The sequence below is a fragment of the Thiomonas sp. FB-Cd genome (assembly GCF_000733775.1).
Taxonomy (GTDB): Bacteria; Pseudomonadota; Gammaproteobacteria; order Burkholderiales; family Burkholderiaceae_C; genus Thiomonas_A.
The window spans coordinates 251,930-269,505 of the sequence record NZ_JPOE01000005.1 but is presented as its reverse complement, the minus strand read 5'-3'; the positions used below and the strand labels follow the sequence as shown (position 1 = coordinate 269,505).

Sequence of the window (17,576 nt, the reverse complement as noted above, 5' to 3'; positions counted from 1 at the left end):
GGTTTCACACCGCACGTCCATGGCCTGCCTTCGCGTCTGCGCACGAGGGCAGCGCCACGTGTTTACTTCTTCATGCACTCGACCATGAATTTCCAGCGCGCATCACGACGCAGATTCTTTGCGTTGGCCTCATTGAAGCAGGTGTCGTGCTTGGCTGGATTCTTGACCGCCAGTGCATTGAGTTCGGAGGCGTAGGGGTTGGCCGAGCGATACATAGGAGCGGCATAGGGGCCATAGGGTCCTGGCCCGCCGCCGGGCCATCCCTGCGCCTGCGCGGCAACGGGAAAGACAAGAGCTAGCAGGGATGCGGCGAAGGCGAGATGACGATAAATGTGCTTCATCGAATACTCCATTGGTTAAAAAGGCATATGACTCGTGAAATCAAGATAAGCCGGCTCGCACCGGACGCATCTGACCCATACCAAGGTAAGCCGGCCCGCACCGTGTGCACATGATCTGCATCAAAAAATCATACTCGTCGCCCTGAATCCTGGGCGATGCGACAAAGGATCGGTGTCATTTGATTTTGCTCCGCAAAAGAGCTACCAAAACGGCGCCAGACACGATGCTTGCACCGAGGGTCCAAGTGAGAACAACGCCCAGACCGCTGCGGTAAAACCATGTGGCGATACTCGTGGCAATGAATCCGATTTCCGTGGCACCGAATACCACAGTGAGCCAGAACTGCAGCGCTGTCATGCGCTGCTGGTAGTTTGTGGTGAGGGTAAAGCTGACCATGTCGAGCCGGTCGGTGACGGCGTCGAACAGGTCGACGATGCCCAGCATCGCCTCGCCCTGTTCGGCCACTACATCGTTAAACCGCGTGCTTGCCAGAGTCGAGCCGTAATACTCCTCTAGGCCGTCCATCACCTCCTTTTTCAGGGCGAGAAGGTCGTCGATCGAGCGTGGGCCCGCATGCGCCAGGCGGTCGTACAGGCGCTGCAGCACGGCACGCTCGACGCTCAGCAATTCCAGCGTGATGAGAAAGGGAAACACGCTGCGCGGCGGCAGGGCCAGTTCCTGCGCCTCGGCGGCACTGTCGTCGCGGCTGCCATGGAGGTCCAGCGCACTACGTCGTCCCAGCAGGGTGATGCCGCCAACCCGGGCGCAAGTGTCGCGGGCAAGCTCGCTGTCGACCACCTCCGGCTTAAGTGCTCGCGCGATCCGGTCGCGCCACAGCAGGTTGACGACCTGCTCGGTGTGCTCGCCCAACCAGTCGTCAAGTTCAACTTCCGGCAAGCGGATGACCGACAGCGGAAGATATGCGCCATAGTCAGCTCGGCCCGAGATCGCACGGCTCAATGGCAAGATCTGCGCCCAGACCTGCGCAGCTGGGCTTCCGGGTTGCTCTGGATCCAACCATCGCGTCCAGCGCGCCGCATCGAACTCCTGCCGCGGCCCGGGCATCCACGCCTCCCAAACGGCCACCCCGGCAACATGGGTGAGCAGGGAAATATCGGCGTGCCCAGGCGCATCCGCATCTCCCTTGTTGAGTTCGATGCGCCCAACGCAGCGCAGCGAAAGCCGCGCGGCTTGGATGAATGCTGGGCCGAGCACATGGGCTTGCGCGGCATCGCGCCATGAGCGCAGCGCGGACGCACTCGCGTCAGGAATCGGCGCGAAGCCGTCGAAACTGTTCTGGAAGCCACTAAAGCCCGGCAACAACGAGGAGGAAAACAGAAGTACGAATCCTGGCACGCTCGCCGCGCCACTCTGCAGTGTCTTCGGGGGCGCAGCGACGAGCGGCTTGCTCATGCCGTTCGCCTCGCCGCCTCGCTGCCCGCGCACCCTGGTTCTTCGCCGTCCGCGAGCTCGCAATGCGCAGCGAATTCGGGGGACTCGAGCTGCAGCGTGACGTGCTTGATCTCGAAAGCTTCGTGCAATAGCTGCTCGGCCTGTTCGAGAATCGCATCGGCGCTGGGGGTTTCGTCGCGCACGACCAGATGCGCAGTCAGGCCGACTTTCGATGTGCTCAGCGCCCACACATGGAGATCGTGCAGGCTCAGTACCCCCGGCAGGGCCAGGAGTCGGGCGCGTATCGCAGCCAGGTCGACCCCATGCGGCACGCCGTCGAACAGCAGGTGCAGCGACTGTGCGAAAAGCGACCATGTGCCCCACACGACCACGGCGACGATTAGCAGGGAAATCGCCGGATCGATCCACAGCCAGCCGGTGGCGAGCACGACCGCCGCGCCGATCACCACCCCCAGCGACACCAGCGCGTCGGCCGTCATGTGCAGGAAGGCGCCGCGAATGTTGAGATCACCTTTGCTGCCCGCCAAAAACAACCAGGCCGTGATTCCATTGATGGCAATGCCTACCGCGGCGACGACCAGAACCGGCCATTCGTCAACTGGCGCGGGGCTGGAGAGCCGTGACGCCGCCTCCAATGCCAAGGCCCCCATGAGCACGAGCAGCAGCGTGGCGTTGAAAAAACTGGCGAGGACAGAGCCCCGCTGCCAGCCGTAGGTGTGGCGGTCGTTCGCGCGCAGACGCCCGGTTGCGAGCCCCGCCCAGGCCAGTGCTAACCCCCCGACGTCGCCCAAGTTATGACCGGCATCGGCAAGGAGGGCGAGCGAGCCAGCACGCCAGCCGTAGAAGGCTTCGATCGCGACAAAAATGATGTTCAGGGCAATGCCGAAGGCGAAACGCGCGCCGAAGTCTTGCGGCGCCGCGTGACGATGGTCACGATCATGGCTCATGGCATTGTCCGAGCTGCTGGTGGCACTCCGATCTGCGTGCGCAGAAGCTCCTCGAGATCTTCGGTGCGCGGCAGACCTTGTGCGAACAAGACGTCGTCCGCCAAGAGCACCGGGTCGCGCGTTGCTCCCGCATTGAGCGCAGCCTCGGCATCCGTTCGGATGGGAATGCCAGCCGACCAACCCAGGCCGCCCAGCGCGCACGCAAGACGGCGCCTGAGCTTTTCAGCCTCGGCGCCCGAACCAAGAATTTCAAAACGCAGCGGGCAAGGTTGCGCTCCGGTGGCACAGATCATGGCGCAGATCTCCTTTCCGTAACCATATATGCCAAGTGGATTGGCGCTCGATCATGCGGCGCCAAACCGGCGGCGTGCCCAGCTGGGCGCATGGTCAGACTCCAAACCAGCTTTCGACCTGCGCCCGGCTGGGCACGCCGCCAGAGTGCACCACCTTGCCATCGATCACCACGCCCGGGGTGCTCATCACGCCGTATTTCATGATGGAGGGTATGTCCTCAACTTTGTTCACCTGCGCCTGCACGCCTTTGGCGGCGATCACGTCTTCGACCAGTTTTTGCGTGGTCTTGCAATTGGCACAGCCCGTGCCGAGGATTTTGACGTTGGTCATGGTTGCGTTGTCCTTCATTTAAGCTCAGTCGGGGTTTACTTCTGCGCCCCAACCAAGGCGTCAAACACTGGTTCGGCGTCGCCGATGACCTTGGTCGCCATGGCAAAGCGCACGATGTGCAAGGTCTCAAGTAACTTGGCCTTGGGGATGCCCTGCTGCACCACCTTGTCGGACATGGCGCGCACGCAGGCCGGGCTGGAACTGGCCAGCGCTGCAGCAAGATAGATCAGGGTGCGGGTCTGCTCGTCGAGTGCGCCGCCCTCGGGCATCGCGTACGTGCGCGAGCGCATGTGCTCCTGGATCAGTCCGTCGTCGACGACGGTGGATTTTTCGATTGCGGCGGGCACGCGGCCCATTCCGGCGCGCATCTTGGCCAGCAGTTCTTGCGCGGACGGCATCATTTGAGTGGTCATGGTTTGACTCCGAGAGACAAATTCAGCAGCAGCTCTTGTCTGAAGCCATGGCGCTACTGGCATTGGTGGCGTCCCTGAAGCCCAGTGCCTTGAACACCTTGGCCGCGGGACAAAAGCCGGTGAAACCCATCTGGAACACGTTCAGGCCGACGAAGCCCGTGAGCCACAGCCAGGTGGGGGTGCAACAGGTCGATCTGGCCGGTGATCTGCGCCAGCATCAGGCTGAGCAGAACCATGAACCCGGCCATGATGCTCACCATGCGATTGGTGGTCATGAAAATCTCCTTGGATTGTGGAAAGATAGGGAAGTGATCGACCTGCGCGTTACATCAGGGCGTTGAAGACGTAGCCCACGATGATGATGCCCACGGCCACAACGCCGGCGAATAGCGCAATCAGCTTGGGTTTCATCACCTTTTTAAGGATCATGAACTCGGGGAAGGACAAGGCGGTGACAGCCATCATGAACGCCAGGGTGGTGCCCAGCGCCGCGCCCTTTCCCAGGAGCGCCTGCACCACGGGGATGATGCCCGCCGCATTGGAGTACATGGGCACGCCGATGAGCACGGCCAGGGGCACCGACCACCAGTTGCCCTTGCCCATGAGATGCGCCATGAAGTCTTGCGGCACGTAGCCGTGAATCCACGCACCCACGCCGACGCCGGCGACGATGTAGGGCGCCACCTTGAGCACGATCTCGCGCACATGTTTCCAGCCTTGGGCAAAGCGCGCATCCCAGCCGGGCCTGGTTTCGGCATTGCTGACGGCCGGGATATCGAACACCCAGGGCTCGACAAGCTTCACCGGGTTCAGCCGCCCGATCACCAGCCCCGCCAGGATGGCGATGGCCAGGCCCAGCCCCAGGTAGATCGACGCGATCTTCCAGCCGAACATGCCGAACAGCAGCGCCAGCGCCACCTCGTTGACCATGGGCGCCGACACGAGAAAGGAAAATGTCACGCCCAGCGGCACGCCGGCGGTGAGAAAACCGATGAACAGCGGCACCGCCGAGCATGAGCAAAAGGGTGTGACGATGCCCAGCGTGGCCGCCAGCACGTTGCCCACGCCCTGGCGCCGGCCGGCCAGAATGGCGCGCGTCTTCTCGGGCGTAAAGAAAGTCTGAATGACGCCGACGACGAAGACGATCAGCGCCAGCAGCATCAGCACCTTGGGCACTTCGAAGGCGAAGAAACTCACCGCACCGTAGAGATGGCTGGCGGCGACCATGCCGCTTGCGCCGGACAGCCAGTGCATGAACGCATCGGTGGCAGATTGGAGCTGGCTGTAGAGCAGGACCCAGCCCATGACAAACACTGTGGGTACCGTCCAGGCGCGCCAGAGAGGCATAGCCCTTTGGGCTGCGCCCGAGGCCGGGGAGGATTGGACTTGCGTGTTCATTGAAGACTCACAAAAGAAAGAGTGACACGTGTGAAGACGAATGCGACGGCAAAAGGATGCAGGCTCGAGCGCGGAGTGACCAAATGCGGCCGACTTTTGAGTTACTCCCTATCTTCGGGCGGTTCTCAGGTGTGTTCGAGCGTCAGGCGCGTGGCTTAGACCGGTCCCGCCGGATTTATCGCCACTCCGGCGCTTACGGAAGCAAAAGAGGCCTTGAAGTTGGTCGAAAGGTTCCGCCCCGCTTTTCGGCCAAAAGGCTTCCTGTGCCAATCTCGACATTGAGCCGATCCGTTGCTCCATTGATGACCAAGCCGACCAAAAGACGGATTACACATTATGTAACGGGTGTCGTCATCTGAATTAACTATGCCTTGACCTGCATCACGGTTCTTTATCGATCGGTGCATATCCTTGAATCATCGTCAGCAAAAACAGTCAAGCGAGGCTCGACATGCAAAATTCCGAACATCCCGGCGACACGCTCACGAGGCGCCGGGGGTTTCTACAAAAGGCGCTCGGTGCAGGCGCAGCAACAGTCGCTACGGTTGCGGTTGGCGCTTCCCCTGCAGGCAAGGAACAAGCAGCAGTGCCCGGCGACGACGCCTTCGGCGATACACCCGAAGCACTCACTCCGGCCGGCACTGACTTTGAGCTCGCGCACGACCGCTCGGCCTATGCCTACACGCGGAAGGACGGCAACCTGGCCAAGGAAGGGTTCGAAGGCAAGCGTTGGGGCATGCTGATTGACCTGCGCAAGTGCATTGGTTGCCAGGCCTGTACCGTGGCCTGCAAGTTCGAGAACAACATTCCCACGGGCGTCTTCCGCACCTGGGTGCCGGATGTGGAGCTGGGAACTTATCCGGAGACCAAGCGCGCATTCTTGCCGCGTTTGTGCAACCACTGCGAGCGTCCATCGTGCATCGAGGTCTGTCCGGCGGGCGCCACCTGGCAGCGCAAGGACGGCATTGTCGAGATCGACTATGACTTGTGCTGGGGTTGCGGCGCCTGCGTCAACGCCTGCCCGTATGACGCACGCTTCATCAACCCCATCACCAAGACCGCCGACAAGTGCACGTTCTGCTCGCAGCGCGTCGATCAGGGGCTGCTTCCGGCCTGCGTCGAAACCTGTGTGGGGGGCGCGCGCCAGTTCGGCGACCTCAACGACCCCAACGACCCGATGACCAAGCAGGTGCTTAGCGAAGTCATCCAGCAACTCAAACCCGGCACCGGAAACGAGCCGCGCGTGTTTTACATCGGGCTGACCACCGAACTGCAAAACAACCCGCCCGGCATCCCGACACTGTGGTCCAAGGAGCAGCAGGACATGGATCGGAATGATCACGATTGGGGCATCGCCACGGGCAAGGAGGCCGATCATGTCTAACCCGCTCATCACTCCGCAATTCGTGCCGCCGCTTCGGCATCTCAGCGAGCTTTACAACGTTGTTCATGACCGGCCATTTTCCATCCTGTTCGCCAACTATTCGTGGGCACTGGGAGTGGCCGGGGCGCTGGCGCTGATCTGGGCGATCAACGCCTGGCGCGGACGCACCGACGCGGTGGAGTATCGCTTCACCATGCCGCTGGTCGTCGGGCTCATTCTCGGCGGCTTCGTCAACGTGCTGGCCGAAGTCAACCAGCCGGGCCGTCTGATCTTCGGCTACTTCCTCGGTTGGTCCAACTGGGACACCGCGATCATCAAGTACGGCATCATCCTGCTCCCCATCTTCCTGCTGCTGGCCTGGTGGCTGAGTTTTCAGTCCATTCCGCGCGCACGACTGGCGGCTGAAATCGAACCGCTCAGCAAGGGATGGCGCAAGCTGGCAGACGTTTTTTCGCTGTGGAGCCGCCATTACAGCGTGTTCGAGTCGCGCTGGTTCAAACCGACACTGGTGCTCACCGTGTTCCTGGGCTTGTTCGCACCACTGTATTCGGCCGTGTTTCTGATGAACGAACATGGTGTGCCCGTCTGGAACTCACCAGCCGCTGCCATATTGTTCCTCGCCAGTGCAATCGCGGTGGCAGCGTTGGCAGAAATGGCGCTGATTCCGCTGCTCGCATGGCTGGTCACGGCCAACCGTCCAAAGGCGCAAAGGGGGCATCGCACCACCGCTGCCGTGGCGCTCGGTATCTGCCTGGTCACCTGGTACGGCTGGATGTGGTGGCTCGGGCGCTTCGGCACGATCGAGGAATTGCGCGCGGCCAATCTCTTCATGGGGCCATACATGGCCCAGATCACCTGGAACTGGACCATCGTCGGCCTGCTCGTTCCCTTGGCGCTGCTCCTGCTGCCCACGGGCCGCAGCTATGGCGCGCAGTGGATCGCGCTGCTCGCTGCCACGTGGGGCTCGTATGCCGCGCGTATGGGCATCGTCCTCGGCGGCGAGGCGATCAACCGCAGCGGTGCGGGCTACTACGTCTTCCACCTGAATTTCGAGGAGCTCTGGTACACGGGGGTCAGCGTGCTGCTGTTCCTGGGCATCCTGGCGGCGCTGCTCGCGGCCATGCCGCGCGACACCCAGTCGGCTCCCTTCTCTGCTGCCAACAAGGCTTGACATCATGGATATCTCACGTCGCGGACTTCTCTCCCTGGGCGCCATCGCCGGACTTGGCGCAGGCACCCTCGGCTTTTCCAAGCGCCTCGTCGATCTCATCCCGCTGCATCAACGAGGCCGCAAAGCGCTGCATCCGGTGTACGGCAATTCCAATACTCCCGAGTGGCTGCGCGACACCGCCAGCGGCAAGCTCGTGCCCAACCCGCAGTGGACGCTGCACCACACGGTCGATTTGCAATGCCACAGCGAATGCGGCCTGCGGGTGAAGATCGATCGCAAGACCGGACGCATCCAGCGCATCATCGGCAACCCCTACCACCCCAACACCCTCAGCGAATACACCGCTGTCACCACCCCGCTGATCGACACGGCGGCGCTTCCCGGCACGGTGTGCGCGCGGGGTAATACCGGCATCCAGTCGACCTACGATCCCTACCGTGTGCTGGTTCCGCTCAAGCGCGTGGGCCCGCGTGGCAGCGGCCAGTGGAAACCGATCGCGTGGAGCACTCTGATCACCGAGGTCACCGAAGGCGGCAAGATCTTCGCTGACACCATCGATCCAGCAAGCAAGGATCTTGACGTGCTGGGCTTCCGCGGCCTGTATGCCAAGCGCAAAGAGTTGATGGACCCGAACGCGCCTGAACTCGGCATGCGCACCAACGGCTTCGTCCTGCAGGGCGGACGGCTGGTGGGGACACGCATGACCTTTGCCCAGCGATTCGGCAACACCTTCGGCACAGTCAACGTGTTCGATCACGTCAATGAATGTGAACTGTCGCACCACATTGCGCATCAGCATGTGTTTTCGGGCATCAATATGACGCAACCCGACGTGCGTGAGGCCAAATTCATCATCTATTGGGGAACCCAGCCGGGAGATGCCAACTTCCCGATGCAGACCCAGGGCAAGTATGTCGCCGAGGCGCGGGCCAAGCCCGACGGGCTGAAGTATGTGGTGGTCGATCCCAAGCTCAGCCGCGGCGGCGTGGTTGGCGATCGCGCGAGCTGGCTGCCAATCAAGCCCAGTACCGATGGCGCGCTGGCATTGGGCATGATCCGCTGGATCATCGACAACCAGCGCTACAACACAGCCTACCTGTCTTATCCCACACTGGCCGCAGCGCAGGCGGCGGGAGAGTTGTCGCATACCGATGCCACGCACCTTGTCGTGGTCGACCCCAGCCATCCTCAGTCGCGCCACTTTCTCACCGCCGAAATCGCCGGCTTGGGCAAACCGATGGCGCAGGGTGAAGATGACCGCGTGGTGATCGACCCCACAACCGGCAAACCGGCGCAGGCGGCCAGCATTAAAGCCGCGCAGCTCGACTTTGCCGGCGAGGTGAACGGTGTCGCGGTGAAGACGGCGTTCCGTCTTCTTAAGGAAGCCGCCGAAGAGCACACCATCGAGCAATACGCGCAGATCTGCGGCATCGAGCCCCCGCGCATCATCGAGGTGGCACGTGAGTTCACCAGCCATGGCCGCAAAGTCGCCAGCACGATGTACCGAGGAGTGGTCAAACATCCCAATGGCTATTACAACGGCGTGGCCGTTCTGATGCTCAACCTCCTGGTGGGCAACATGAATTGGACAGGAGGCCTGACTGCAGGCGGCGGGGGCTATCCGGTGGCCAAGGGGCGCTATGACATCGCCAGCGTTCCAGAGGCCGAGAGTCTCGCCAAGGGCGTGATCATCAACCGCGAGAAGTTTCATTACGAGGACACCAGCGAGTACAAGGCCAAGGTCGCAGCGGGCCAGAACCCTTACCCGCCCAAGCGCCCGTGGTTTCCGCTGAGCTTCGCCATGTACACCGAAACCCTGCCGTCGGCGGTACAGCGTTATCCCTATGGCGTCGATATTTTGATGTGGCAAAAGGCCACCCCGCTATATAGCGTGCCAGGGCAGGGCAATCCGGAGTTTCTGGCCGCGATCAAGGATCCGAAGAACATCCCGCTGATCATCGCATCCGAAATTGTCATCGGGGATTCAAGCATGTTTGCCGACTACATCGTTCCCGATGTGTCGCATCTGGAAAGCTATGACTTGGTCGACACCTTTCCGACAACTTTGACCAAAGGCACGGGCGTAAGGTGGCCCGCCGTCAGCCTCACCTCCAAAACGCCCGATGGCAGACATGTGTGCATGGAAGAATTCCTCATCGACGTGGCCAAACGCATCGGCATGCCCGGCTACGGATCAAAGGGCATTCCCGATGCTGACGGCAAATACTGGCCGTTGAACCGCCGCGAAGATTTTTACCTCAAGGCGGTCGCCAACCTGGTTGCGGCGAAGGGGGTCGAAGGCGACGCGGTGCCTGCTGCCTCGGTCCAGGAAATCGCTATCACGGCGTTGGATGAATACCGCAGGAGATTCGCGGATTCGCTCAAACCCGAGGAGTGGCCCATTGTCATGGGTTGCCTCGTTCGCGGGGGGCGTTTCCAACCCCATACCGGCTCGCGCAGGGGCGGTCAACTTGCCTACCAGTACACCAAGCGGCTGCACTTCTACGCGGAAAAGACCGGGACCACGCGCAATAGCATGAATGGCCAGTTCTTCCATGGCACGACGCGCTGGGTTGAACCGACTACCGCATTAGGCAAGCATCTCGACCAGCTCGATGACCCCAAGGACTGGCCGATGACCATCATCACCATGAAGGGCGCGTTGCAGTCGCATTCCCGACTGGTTTCGAACTACAGTCTGCGCGAGATCAACCCGAGCAATGGCGTGCACATGGCAGCCGAAGACGCAAAGCGCATGGGCATCAGTAACGGCGACTGGATCTGGGTGGTGACGCCCGAAGGCAAACGCAAAGGCCGTGCCGTGGTGCTCGAAGGCATCCGACCCGGAGTGATCCTGTTTGAAGTGGGCTATGGGCACTGGGGCTATGGCGCGAGCAACTACCAGGTTGGAGGCAAACGGGTGATGGGTGACGCGGTTCGCCGCGCCGGTATTCACCTCAACCCCATCATGCGACGCGACCCTGACGTGTGGCAGATGTCGCTCATGGATCTTACCGGGGGGAGCGTGGTCTTTTACAACACCAAAGCCCGTCTGGAAAAGGAGACGGCGCGTGTCTGACGTTTCTGAACTGGCCAGCCTTGCGAGCGCCGCCTCGTACTTACTGCTCAACGCACCCGATGCGGATACCTTGGCTGTGCTGCAGCGCGAGTCGCATAAGCCGCTGGAGTTGGGCAGCGCACGACAGGATTTTTACGATTACCTGTGCATCCCGCAATCGGGATGTTTTCTGCCGCCCTTCGCCCATGTGCTGAGCCAAGCGCAGGAAGCCGCTGAATACTGGCACTTTCCGACGCCGAGATATGATGGCGGCGACGCACTGATGCAGTGGTATGACGCCGCTGGATTTGACGCGTCTCTGCTTCCCGCCGACTCGATCTTGGCGTCCGCCAACCGGCCGCTTGACCATGTAGGCACGCTGTTAGCCTATTTAGCTCTCTTGCTTGACGCCGCACAGGACAGTGAGGCGGACCGCGCGGTGCTGGCCGAGTTCCTTGGTGAACATCTCCAGCCCTGGGCTCAAACCTTCGTGAACCTTCTGGTGCAGGCGCAAAGTCCCTACATTTCACAGCTCGGTGCCATGCTGCGCGATTTGTTCGATACTGTGTGCGAAGCGTTTCCACCTATGCTGCCGAGGCCGTTCATCGCGCCACCGAAGCATATTCCGATTCAGGTGGAGTAAGTAGCGGCGCGAACCATTTGCCGCGCCGTGGGCATCCATCGGCAACAGCGTTTCGGCGGATCCGTGCGCGAGGCGATGGTGTGCGCCAGCGTCATCGGTTGTGATCGGCGGTCATGGTTAAACCCATGGGCGATTTAGCCGCGCGGTCACTGCACATGTTTTTGGGCGTCAGGGCAAGTCCCATCGAACGATAAGGCGCTCCATGTTGTCACGATGTCCGACGTCACGCTACTCAATGCCATGCTTGAGCCTCCGATTCTGATCGAGCGACCTATTGCCTTCCGGGAGTATGGTAGGTGCGTGTGTCACCCCCCTCCAAGGTCGTTCTTCATTCCGGCCGCAATCCACGCGTGGGACCTTCTGCGAGAAAGATGAAGGCAGCGCGCCTGACGCACCAAGTCAACGTATCCCTTGATAGTTCGTCGTCGATTTGCTTGGCACGTGTATTGCCGACGATATTGCAAGTGATTTATAGCACGGTGACAAACGCGTCAGGATCCGGCCGAACCCGTGCCGCCTTGGATGTCTTGATCGTGCCAATTGTGATGAAGCAGATTGCTTGCTCACCGTGCGCAAGAGTGAGCAAGCGGCGCAACGCGTGGGAATCCATCGCCTGTCCGCTGACGAGCCCTGCCCCAAACCCTTGCGCGCACGCGGCAAGAAGGATGTTTTGCAGTGCGCATCCGAGCGAAACGATCCGTTCGCCAGGTGGAATCTCCAGATGATCGTCATGCGTTCGCACGATGGCCACGGCCACGAACGGCGCGCGCTGTGCCTTGTCGCGCGCATCCTGCAATTGTTGGGCGGACGCCACCGGATCACGCTCCACCAATGCTGCGGCAAACGCTTCTCCCAGATCTGCACGTGCGGCGTCAGAGAATTGGACGAAACGCCACGGCAGAATCAGGCCATGATCAGGTGCCTGCGCCGCGGCGTCGAACAATTGGCGGATCTGCGACGGCGAGGGCCCCGGAGCTGTTAAGCGCTTCGGAGAGACCTGCTGCCGCTTGCGAAGCAGTTCAAGCGTCCAAGCAGTCGTGTCGAGTGGGTCCATTGCGTTATTCATCCTGGGATTGCTGAGAATCGGGTCACCGCAAGGCCAAATTCCTCGAAGGCCAGCAATGGCTACATAGTTCATCGGTGTTTTGGGCATAAAAGATCATCATCTCAATGGACTCAGTCGGTCCCGGTGTGAGATGGGGTGACCCGGTGGCAGCACCGTGCGTTGGCCTCGTTCATCAGTTGCGCGGCGAAATCCTGGTATTTAAATCCTGGTATTTAGGCAGGAAAGGAACGGCAACGGGCCTGCCCCGCTGCATTCACGCGCACGGTCCTGTGGCCCGATTTGCGATAACCAATCAGGGCGCGCAAGACCGGATTCGTATTGGCTTCTCGCTGGAACTCTTCTGGTGTCAGCCCATAGACTAATCCTCGTGTTTTGGATCTGAAACATTGGACAGAGTGTCTAACGTGGGCATGTCTTTTCCTCGGGGAGAGGGCAGTGGAGTTGCTCACACCTGTTCCTCGAACGGCAGAACACTATTGATCCGGCCTGATTTATCCGTGAATCATGCTGCATATTTAACGCGTGCATCCTGGAAGAACTTTCTCACCCGCGCGGGTGATTTCTCCAACGTCTGCATGTGCTCTGTTGCGGCGGTTTTCAATTTGGCCTTGGTGCGTACCGGCACCTTCGTATAAGGAGCCTGTTTCAAATCGGCATTGAGCCGTTCTTCCGGGTTGAGCTCAGGGCTATAGCTGGGCAGATAGAACAACTCGATCTTGTCTTGACGCCTCTCAACCCAGGCCTTGACCGGCTTGCTGTGATGGACGCGCAGGTTGTCGAGAATCAGGAACACTTTCTTGCCGGCGTCCTGGATCAGTGCACCCAGAAACTCAATCAGCTTGTCTGCGTTGAACGCCTCGTCAATGATCATCCAGCGTGTCGTGCCCTGGTTGGTGACGGTGGCGATCATCGACAGTTTCTGGCGTGTGCCACCGACCGCAAAGGTCACCGGTGTTTTGCCCGCCGGTGCGTAGCAGCGGCCACGCACGTCGGTATTCACGACCGCGGTTTCGTCGCCCCAGTGAATCTCGGCACCCTCGGACTTGGCGCGTTGTTCGATGGCCGGGTATTCATCGTCCAGCCAGGCTTGTACGGCTTCTGGACGCTGCTCATACGCCTTCTTGATCGGCTTTTGCGGCGTGAATCCCCAGCGCTTGAGGTAGTTGCCAACGCCGCGCACCGACAACTTGATGCCGCATTCGCGTTCAACCAACTGCATGACCGCAGCCCGGTTCCATAGCGCAAATTCCATCTTCAGTTGTTCAGGGCGCTTGTCGCAGATGAGTTGCCGAACCGCGTTCTCTTGCGATTCGCTCAGCATGCGTCCACTGCCTGGTTTCTTGCCACGTGCAGCAGGCTTGAGTGCCGCTGCCCCCGCAGTCGAATACGCGGTCAGCGCAGCGTTCACGGCATACCAACTGAGACCGCTGTGCTCAACAATCTGCATCACTGGCATCCCTTTGCGGTGCATGCGGATGACTTGTTTTCGTCTCTCGTGCAGTACTTCTCGCGACTGCTTGCGGGCGTCTTCTTTTTCCATCTGTAGTAAGACACCACAGGCACATTAAAGTTCACGGATAAATCGTGCCGTGTCTATAACGAGCATCTGTTCGGCACCCGGTTCACCCGCATATTTCTGCGCAGCAATTCTGTATGCGCGGCTGACGGTCTTCGCGCCTACGGCATGGCAGGCCAGCAGTTCTTGTGTTTGGCAAGAGCCATCACGTCAGAGGCGGGCCAAGCCTGAAATGCGAAAGCTCAAAGCAAAGTAGGGCGAGCGCAGGGGGCTTCTTCATCGTTGGTCTCGGATGTGTGCTGTGCAGTCTTGGATCTCAAAAGATGAGCTCCGACGGGGAGCCCAAGGAGTCGCCGCGCCAGCAACCGCGCGGCCGTTCCCGGAGCCGCCGCTGGCCCCGGGAAAACGCTCAATTCGTCAAGTGCCGTACATCCGGCTCTTGGTGGAAACCTTGCGCTTCCAGTCAGGCATGGACCCGATGCGACGTATGTTGCCCCACGCCCCCTTGTAATAAGGCAGGAAATGCGCATCGGTCGCCGTGCTGGTCACTGAACCCTGAACACCCTTGGGTGCGCCGAATACCATAAAAGTTTCATGCTGCTTGAGCGAGGGTTCGGGGTATGCCATGGCGGTGGTCGTGCCATAGTCGTTGTAAACCTCGACGATATCCGTGGCCTGGATGCCCAATGCCTTCATGTCACCGGGGTTCATCTGGATGATGGCCACTGGATAGCGATCAGTGATGAAGGAATCGAACTCGTTGTTGAACCAAGACTGCCAGACCTCGTTGAGGCGTCCGTTGTTGATCCAATACGTGTACTTGGCCTTGAGATCGGCGGCCGGCTTGAGCATGCCTGCCCATTTGGCCGGAAATACCTTGGCCTTGCCATTGGGCGTGTCGAACTTGCCGTCCACGTACAACATCTCGGTACCGATGAGCTTGTCGCCGTCAACCTTCTTCACCGGCAGTTGAACGCCATTATTGGCCGCCTTGCTCAGCAGCGGGTAAGTCGCCATATAGCCGGTTTTGCCGCCTTGGCTGTCGATTTCGCCCACTCCGGGTTGACCGGCTCGACGGAAACCATCGTTGAAAGCGTCCTCTTCGGTGCTCCATTGGAAGCCCTCGAACCGCTTGGCCATTTTTGCGTTGCCCTCTCCCTCGTACATCACACGCACGGTGTTCGCGATCCTTGCCGCGATCAAGCAATCGGGCAGGGCTTCGCCTGGGGGATCGATAAATTTCTCAGACAGGCGCATGCGCCGCTCGCCGTTCATTGAGGTCAAGTTCATCTCGCCTGAGACGGCCGCGGGGAACATGACATGCGCTGCCTCGGCAAGCATGGTCGGGTAGATGTTCATCATGCCGACAAACAAACCGCCCTTTTGCGTGGCAGCGTAAATCACATCCACCATCTCTTTGGGCGTTGCCCCATGAGCCTTGGCCATAGCTTGGCGGACGATCTGGCTGCGGCGAATGACGGCATCGCGCAGGGCCTGCGCGTTGTTGGTCGTCTGGAAACTATTGCAGGCCCAATAGGTCATCATTTTGCCCTTGCCATTGATCAGGTAATCGTCGACCTCGATCAATTTGTCGTGCATGGGAATGGGGAAATTCGCTGCGGGGTAGCGATGGGCGGGCTCTGGATAACCTGGTCGGCAATAGCCTTCCTGATGGCCGCCCATGCGCACCCATCCCGCGCCACGGCGGCCCACGTTATGGGTGGCCACCACCACGGCACCCATCGCCTGCTCAGTCACGTAGTTGTTGTTGCCCCAGATGATGCCCTTCTCGAACGCGTGCATGGCGCGGGGCAACTTACCCGGAGCCTTGGGCTTGTAGCTCCATTCGGCCGCCTGCTTGATTTGCGCCACGGGTAGTCCTGTAATTCGGCTGCATTCATCAAGGGACATCTTGTTCGCGTTCACTGCCGCTTCGAAGCCTTCCGTGTGGTTGGCAATGAAATCCTTGTCGATCCAGCCCTGGTCCACGATGTAGGTCAGAAGGCCGTTCCACAAGGCGCCATCCGTGCCCGGATTGATGGCCAAATGCAGCACCTGGTCTTTGGCGACCGACTCGGAAATCGAAATCGATGGTGTACGCCGTGGATCGACAAAAATGAACTTCCCAGCAGCCACAGGCTCGTCGGGAAACATTTTCTTTTTCTTGTCCACAGTCGCCCCTTGCAGGTTGGGAAGCCAGTGCACGAGAAAGTAATTCGACTGGTTCTCGTATGGGTTGTTGCCGTTCGACCAGATCACATCGGCGAGTTCGGCGTCTTCGTAGCTGTTGTTCAACTCGAAAATGCCCATGTCGCGATTGCCGTGGCATTCGGAGTTATAGGCTGGACGGTTGTGGATGCGTACCGTCGGTGTCTGGATCGCTGAGAAGATGAGTTTGCCAGTGCCCCACGTGTTCTCGAACCCGCCACCGGAGCCACCATGATCGAACATCGCCACGGCGATGGCGTCGGGTCCATCCTTGTCGAGGATTTTCTTGACCATGCCGCCATACACCTGCAGGGCATAGTCCCAGGACGTATCCAGCCATTGCCCGCCCTGGTACATGCGAGGGTGAAGAAGGCGCTCGCGCGTGATGCCATCGGCGTTGTAGAAGTAGGAAGCCATCTTGCCTCCGCGTGTGGAGCTAAGCCCTTGGTTCACCACACAGGCCTTGTCGGGCACGATCATGACGTTGTAGCGCTTGCCGTTTTTGTCCGTGAGCACGTTCGTCATCGCCGGGGTCATGGTTGCGGCGAAAGGTGGGAGCTGCTTGCGAAAGTCCTGCCCGAGCGCGTTCTGATTGGGAGCGCGACCGCCCTCGCGTTCAGCATCCCACTTGTACGCGTGATAACCGCAGCCGACGATGCAGAACTGGCACGTGAGATTTGTTTTCTGCGCGTCGACAGGCGGCAGCGCGACACGATCCTTGAATTGCGACATGGTGTTTGTCTCCTCTGAGGGGGGGCGGCTTACAGGACGTTGGCTTGGCGGCCGTAGATCAGGCCATTGACGGCCACGGCGTGCACTGAGTCGGACGTCGGGTCATAGCTGAGTTGGATTTGGGGCAGATCCTGCGTGGCTTGGCCGCAGATCATCTGGCCGGACTTCTCGGGGTCGAACATGCTGTAGTGGCACGGGCACTTGAAGCTTTTCGTGGCCGGGTCGTACATCAACGGGCAGCCCATGTGGGTGCACAGGTTGCTGTAGGCCACGATGTCGCCATCCGGACCGACGCCCCCCGCTACGCGCTCCCCCATTTTGATGGCCACGCATGGGGAATCGGCATCGGGGTAGTTGAATGAGACGGGGGTGTTGGCCTGCATGGCCCCGGCTTTGCCCACGGAAGTTTTGGGGTAGGGCAACACCGCGGCGCCAGCCGCGGCCTGCGCGGCAGCTTGGCTATTGCCGGCGGCCATTGCGGAGCCGACCGGAGTGACGGCCGCACCCACGCCTGCTACGCTCGTTCCGGCAACTTTCAAGAATATGCGGCGCGAAAGTCTTTCGGTCATGATGTCTCCTCTGGGTTGGGAATTGCACAATCGCCCCTAACCTACGCAAGCCCCATGCCGAGGCGGGTCGTGGAGCGTCAAAGTCGATAAAT

The 17,576-nt window shown here is 60.4% G+C and carries 17 protein-coding genes; 5 read left to right on the top strand and 12 right to left on the bottom strand.

Features of this window, described 5'->3' with window-relative positions:
• Positions 1-62 precede the first annotated feature (62 nt).
• The 7 genes from CD04_RS0114830 to CD04_RS25335 all read right to left on the bottom strand — a co-directional run bounded on the left by CD04_RS0114830 (position 63) and on the right by CD04_RS25335 (position 3,878).
• On the bottom strand, positions 63-341 hold the full coding sequence (locus CD04_RS0114830; protein WP_156030302.1) for a hypothetical protein: 279 nt from the start codon (positions 339-341) through the stop codon (positions 63-65).
• A gap of 175 nt (positions 342-516) precedes the next feature.
• Positions 517-1,755: a hypothetical protein gene (locus tag CD04_RS0114825; protein WP_031408140.1), complete on the bottom strand. Its 1,239-nt coding sequence runs from the start codon at positions 1,753-1,755 to the stop codon at positions 517-519.
• Complete coding sequence (locus CD04_RS0114820) at positions 1,752-2,702, bottom strand: cation diffusion facilitator family transporter (protein WP_031408138.1); 951 nt, start codon at positions 2,700-2,702, stop codon at positions 1,752-1,754. Before CD04_RS0114820 ends, CD04_RS0114825 begins: the two co-directional genes overlap by 4 nt.
• Positions 2,699-2,995, bottom strand: a complete 297-nt coding sequence (locus CD04_RS0114815) for a hypothetical protein (RefSeq protein WP_051849321.1) — start codon at positions 2,993-2,995, stop codon at positions 2,699-2,701. The genes CD04_RS0114820 and CD04_RS0114815 overlap by 4 nt, the downstream gene beginning before the upstream one ends.
• 94 nt (positions 2,996-3,089) lie before the next feature.
• On the bottom strand, positions 3,090-3,326 hold the full coding sequence (locus CD04_RS0114810; RefSeq protein WP_031408135.1) for a thioredoxin family protein: 237 nt from the start codon (positions 3,324-3,326) through the stop codon (positions 3,090-3,092).
• 35 nt (positions 3,327-3,361) lie between these two features.
• Positions 3,362-3,739: a carboxymuconolactone decarboxylase family protein gene (locus tag CD04_RS0114805; protein WP_031408133.1), complete on the bottom strand. Its 378-nt coding sequence runs from the start codon at positions 3,737-3,739 to the stop codon at positions 3,362-3,364.
• 22 nt (positions 3,740-3,761) lie between these two features.
• The gene (locus CD04_RS25335; protein ID WP_197033140.1) at positions 3,762-3,878 is read right to left on the bottom strand and encodes a hypothetical protein; all 117 of its coding nucleotides are present in this window, start codon (positions 3,876-3,878) and stop codon (positions 3,762-3,764) included.
• Positions 3,879-3,897: 19 nt separating this feature from the next.
• Between CD04_RS25335 and CD04_RS25330 the strand changes: the two genes are divergently transcribed.
• A complete protein-coding gene (locus tag CD04_RS25330) occupies positions 3,898-4,080 on the top strand; it encodes a hypothetical protein (RefSeq protein ID WP_197033139.1) in 183 nt (60 codons plus the stop codon).
• Here the strand turns inward: CD04_RS25330 and CD04_RS0114795 are convergent.
• Positions 4,064-5,137 carry a permease gene (locus tag CD04_RS0114795; RefSeq protein WP_038168431.1) on the bottom strand — a complete coding sequence of 358 codons (1,074 nt, stop codon included), beginning with the start codon at positions 5,135-5,137 and terminating at the stop codon, positions 4,064-4,066. The genes CD04_RS25330 and CD04_RS0114795 overlap by 17 nt on opposite strands.
• Positions 5,138-5,588: 451 nt before the next feature.
• Between CD04_RS0114795 and CD04_RS0114790 the strand changes: the two genes are divergently transcribed.
• Genes CD04_RS0114790 through CD04_RS0114775 form a run of 4 tightly spaced genes read left to right on the top strand, consistent with a single transcriptional unit; the run spans position 5,589 to position 11,393 of the window.
• A complete protein-coding gene (locus CD04_RS0114790; RefSeq protein WP_231480653.1) occupies positions 5,589-6,521 on the top strand; it encodes a 4Fe-4S dicluster domain-containing protein in 933 nt (310 codons plus the stop codon).
• Positions 6,514-7,692 (top strand): hypothetical protein, encoded by a 1,179-nt coding sequence (locus tag CD04_RS0114785; RefSeq protein WP_031408127.1) that lies wholly within the window; start codon positions 6,514-6,516, stop codon positions 7,690-7,692. The genes CD04_RS0114790 and CD04_RS0114785 overlap by 8 nt, the downstream gene beginning before the upstream one ends.
• 4 nt (positions 7,693-7,696) lie before the next feature.
• Positions 7,697-10,771: a molybdopterin dinucleotide binding domain-containing protein gene (locus tag CD04_RS0114780; RefSeq protein WP_031408125.1), complete on the top strand. Its 3,075-nt coding sequence runs from the start codon at positions 7,697-7,699 to the stop codon at positions 10,769-10,771.
• A complete protein-coding gene (locus tag CD04_RS0114775; protein ID WP_031408123.1) occupies positions 10,764-11,393 on the top strand; it encodes a molecular chaperone TorD family protein in 630 nt (209 codons plus the stop codon). The genes CD04_RS0114780 and CD04_RS0114775 overlap by 8 nt, the downstream gene beginning before the upstream one ends.
• A gap of 469 nt (positions 11,394-11,862) precedes the next feature.
• Here CD04_RS0114775 and CD04_RS0114770 read toward each other — a convergent pair whose 3' ends face one another.
• The 4 genes from CD04_RS0114770 to CD04_RS0114755 all read right to left on the bottom strand — a co-directional run bounded on the left by CD04_RS0114770 (position 11,863) and on the right by CD04_RS0114755 (position 17,484).
• Positions 11,863-12,447, bottom strand: a complete 585-nt coding sequence (locus CD04_RS0114770; RefSeq protein WP_197033186.1) for a nitroreductase — start codon at positions 12,445-12,447, stop codon at positions 11,863-11,865.
• Positions 12,448-12,961: 514 nt separating this feature from the next.
• Positions 12,962-13,999, bottom strand: a complete 1,038-nt coding sequence (locus CD04_RS0114765) for an IS630 family transposase (protein ID WP_031408119.1) — start codon at positions 13,997-13,999, stop codon at positions 12,962-12,964.
• Positions 14,000-14,392: 393 nt separating this feature from the next.
• Positions 14,393-16,915, bottom strand: a complete 2,523-nt coding sequence (locus tag CD04_RS0114760) for an arsenate reductase (azurin) large subunit (protein ID WP_031408118.1) — start codon at positions 16,913-16,915, stop codon at positions 14,393-14,395.
• Positions 16,916-16,944: 29 nt separating this feature from the next.
• On the bottom strand, positions 16,945-17,484 hold the full coding sequence (locus tag CD04_RS0114755; RefSeq protein WP_031408116.1) for an arsenate reductase (azurin) small subunit: 540 nt from the start codon (positions 17,482-17,484) through the stop codon (positions 16,945-16,947).
• Positions 17,485-17,576: the final 92 nt, after the last annotated feature.

Coding starts and splice junctions, on each gene's coding strand:
- CD04_RS0114830 (WP_156030302.1), bottom strand. CDS start 341: ATGAAGCACATTTATCGTCATCTCGCCTTCGCCGCATCCCTGCTAGCT.
- CD04_RS0114825 (WP_031408140.1), bottom strand. CDS start 1,755: ATGAGCAAGCCGCTCGTCGCTGCGCCCCCGAAGACACTGCAGAGTGGC.
- CD04_RS0114820 (WP_031408138.1), bottom strand. CDS start 2,702: ATGAGCCATGATCGTGACCATCGTCACGCGGCGCCGCAAGACTTCGGC.
- CD04_RS0114815 (WP_051849321.1), bottom strand. CDS start 2,995: ATGATCTGTGCCACCGGAGCGCAACCTTGCCCGCTGCGTTTTGAAATT.
- CD04_RS0114810 (WP_031408135.1), bottom strand. CDS start 3,326: ATGACCAACGTCAAAATCCTCGGCACGGGCTGTGCCAATTGCAAGACC.
- CD04_RS0114805 (WP_031408133.1), bottom strand. CDS start 3,739: ATGACCACTCAAATGATGCCGTCCGCGCAAGAACTGCTGGCCAAGATG.
- CD04_RS0114795 (WP_038168431.1), bottom strand. CDS start 5,137: ATGAACACGCAAGTCCAATCCTCCCCGGCCTCGGGCGCAGCCCAAAGG.
- CD04_RS0114790 (WP_231480653.1), top strand. CDS start 5,589: ATGCAAAATTCCGAACATCCCGGCGACACGCTCACGAGGCGCCGGGGG.
- CD04_RS0114785 (WP_031408127.1), top strand. CDS start 6,514: ATGTCTAACCCGCTCATCACTCCGCAATTCGTGCCGCCGCTTCGGCAT.
- CD04_RS0114780 (WP_031408125.1), top strand. CDS start 7,697: ATGGATATCTCACGTCGCGGACTTCTCTCCCTGGGCGCCATCGCCGGA.
- CD04_RS0114770 (WP_197033186.1), bottom strand. CDS start 12,447: ATGGACCCACTCGACACGACTGCTTGGACGCTTGAACTGCTTCGCAAG.
- CD04_RS0114765 (WP_031408119.1), bottom strand. CDS start 13,999: ATGGAAAAAGAAGACGCCCGCAAGCAGTCGCGAGAAGTACTGCACGAG.
- CD04_RS0114760 (WP_031408118.1), bottom strand. CDS start 16,915: ATGTCGCAATTCAAGGATCGTGTCGCGCTGCCGCCTGTCGACGCGCAG.
- CD04_RS0114755 (WP_031408116.1), bottom strand. CDS start 17,484: ATGACCGAAAGACTTTCGCGCCGCATATTCTTGAAAGTTGCCGGAACG.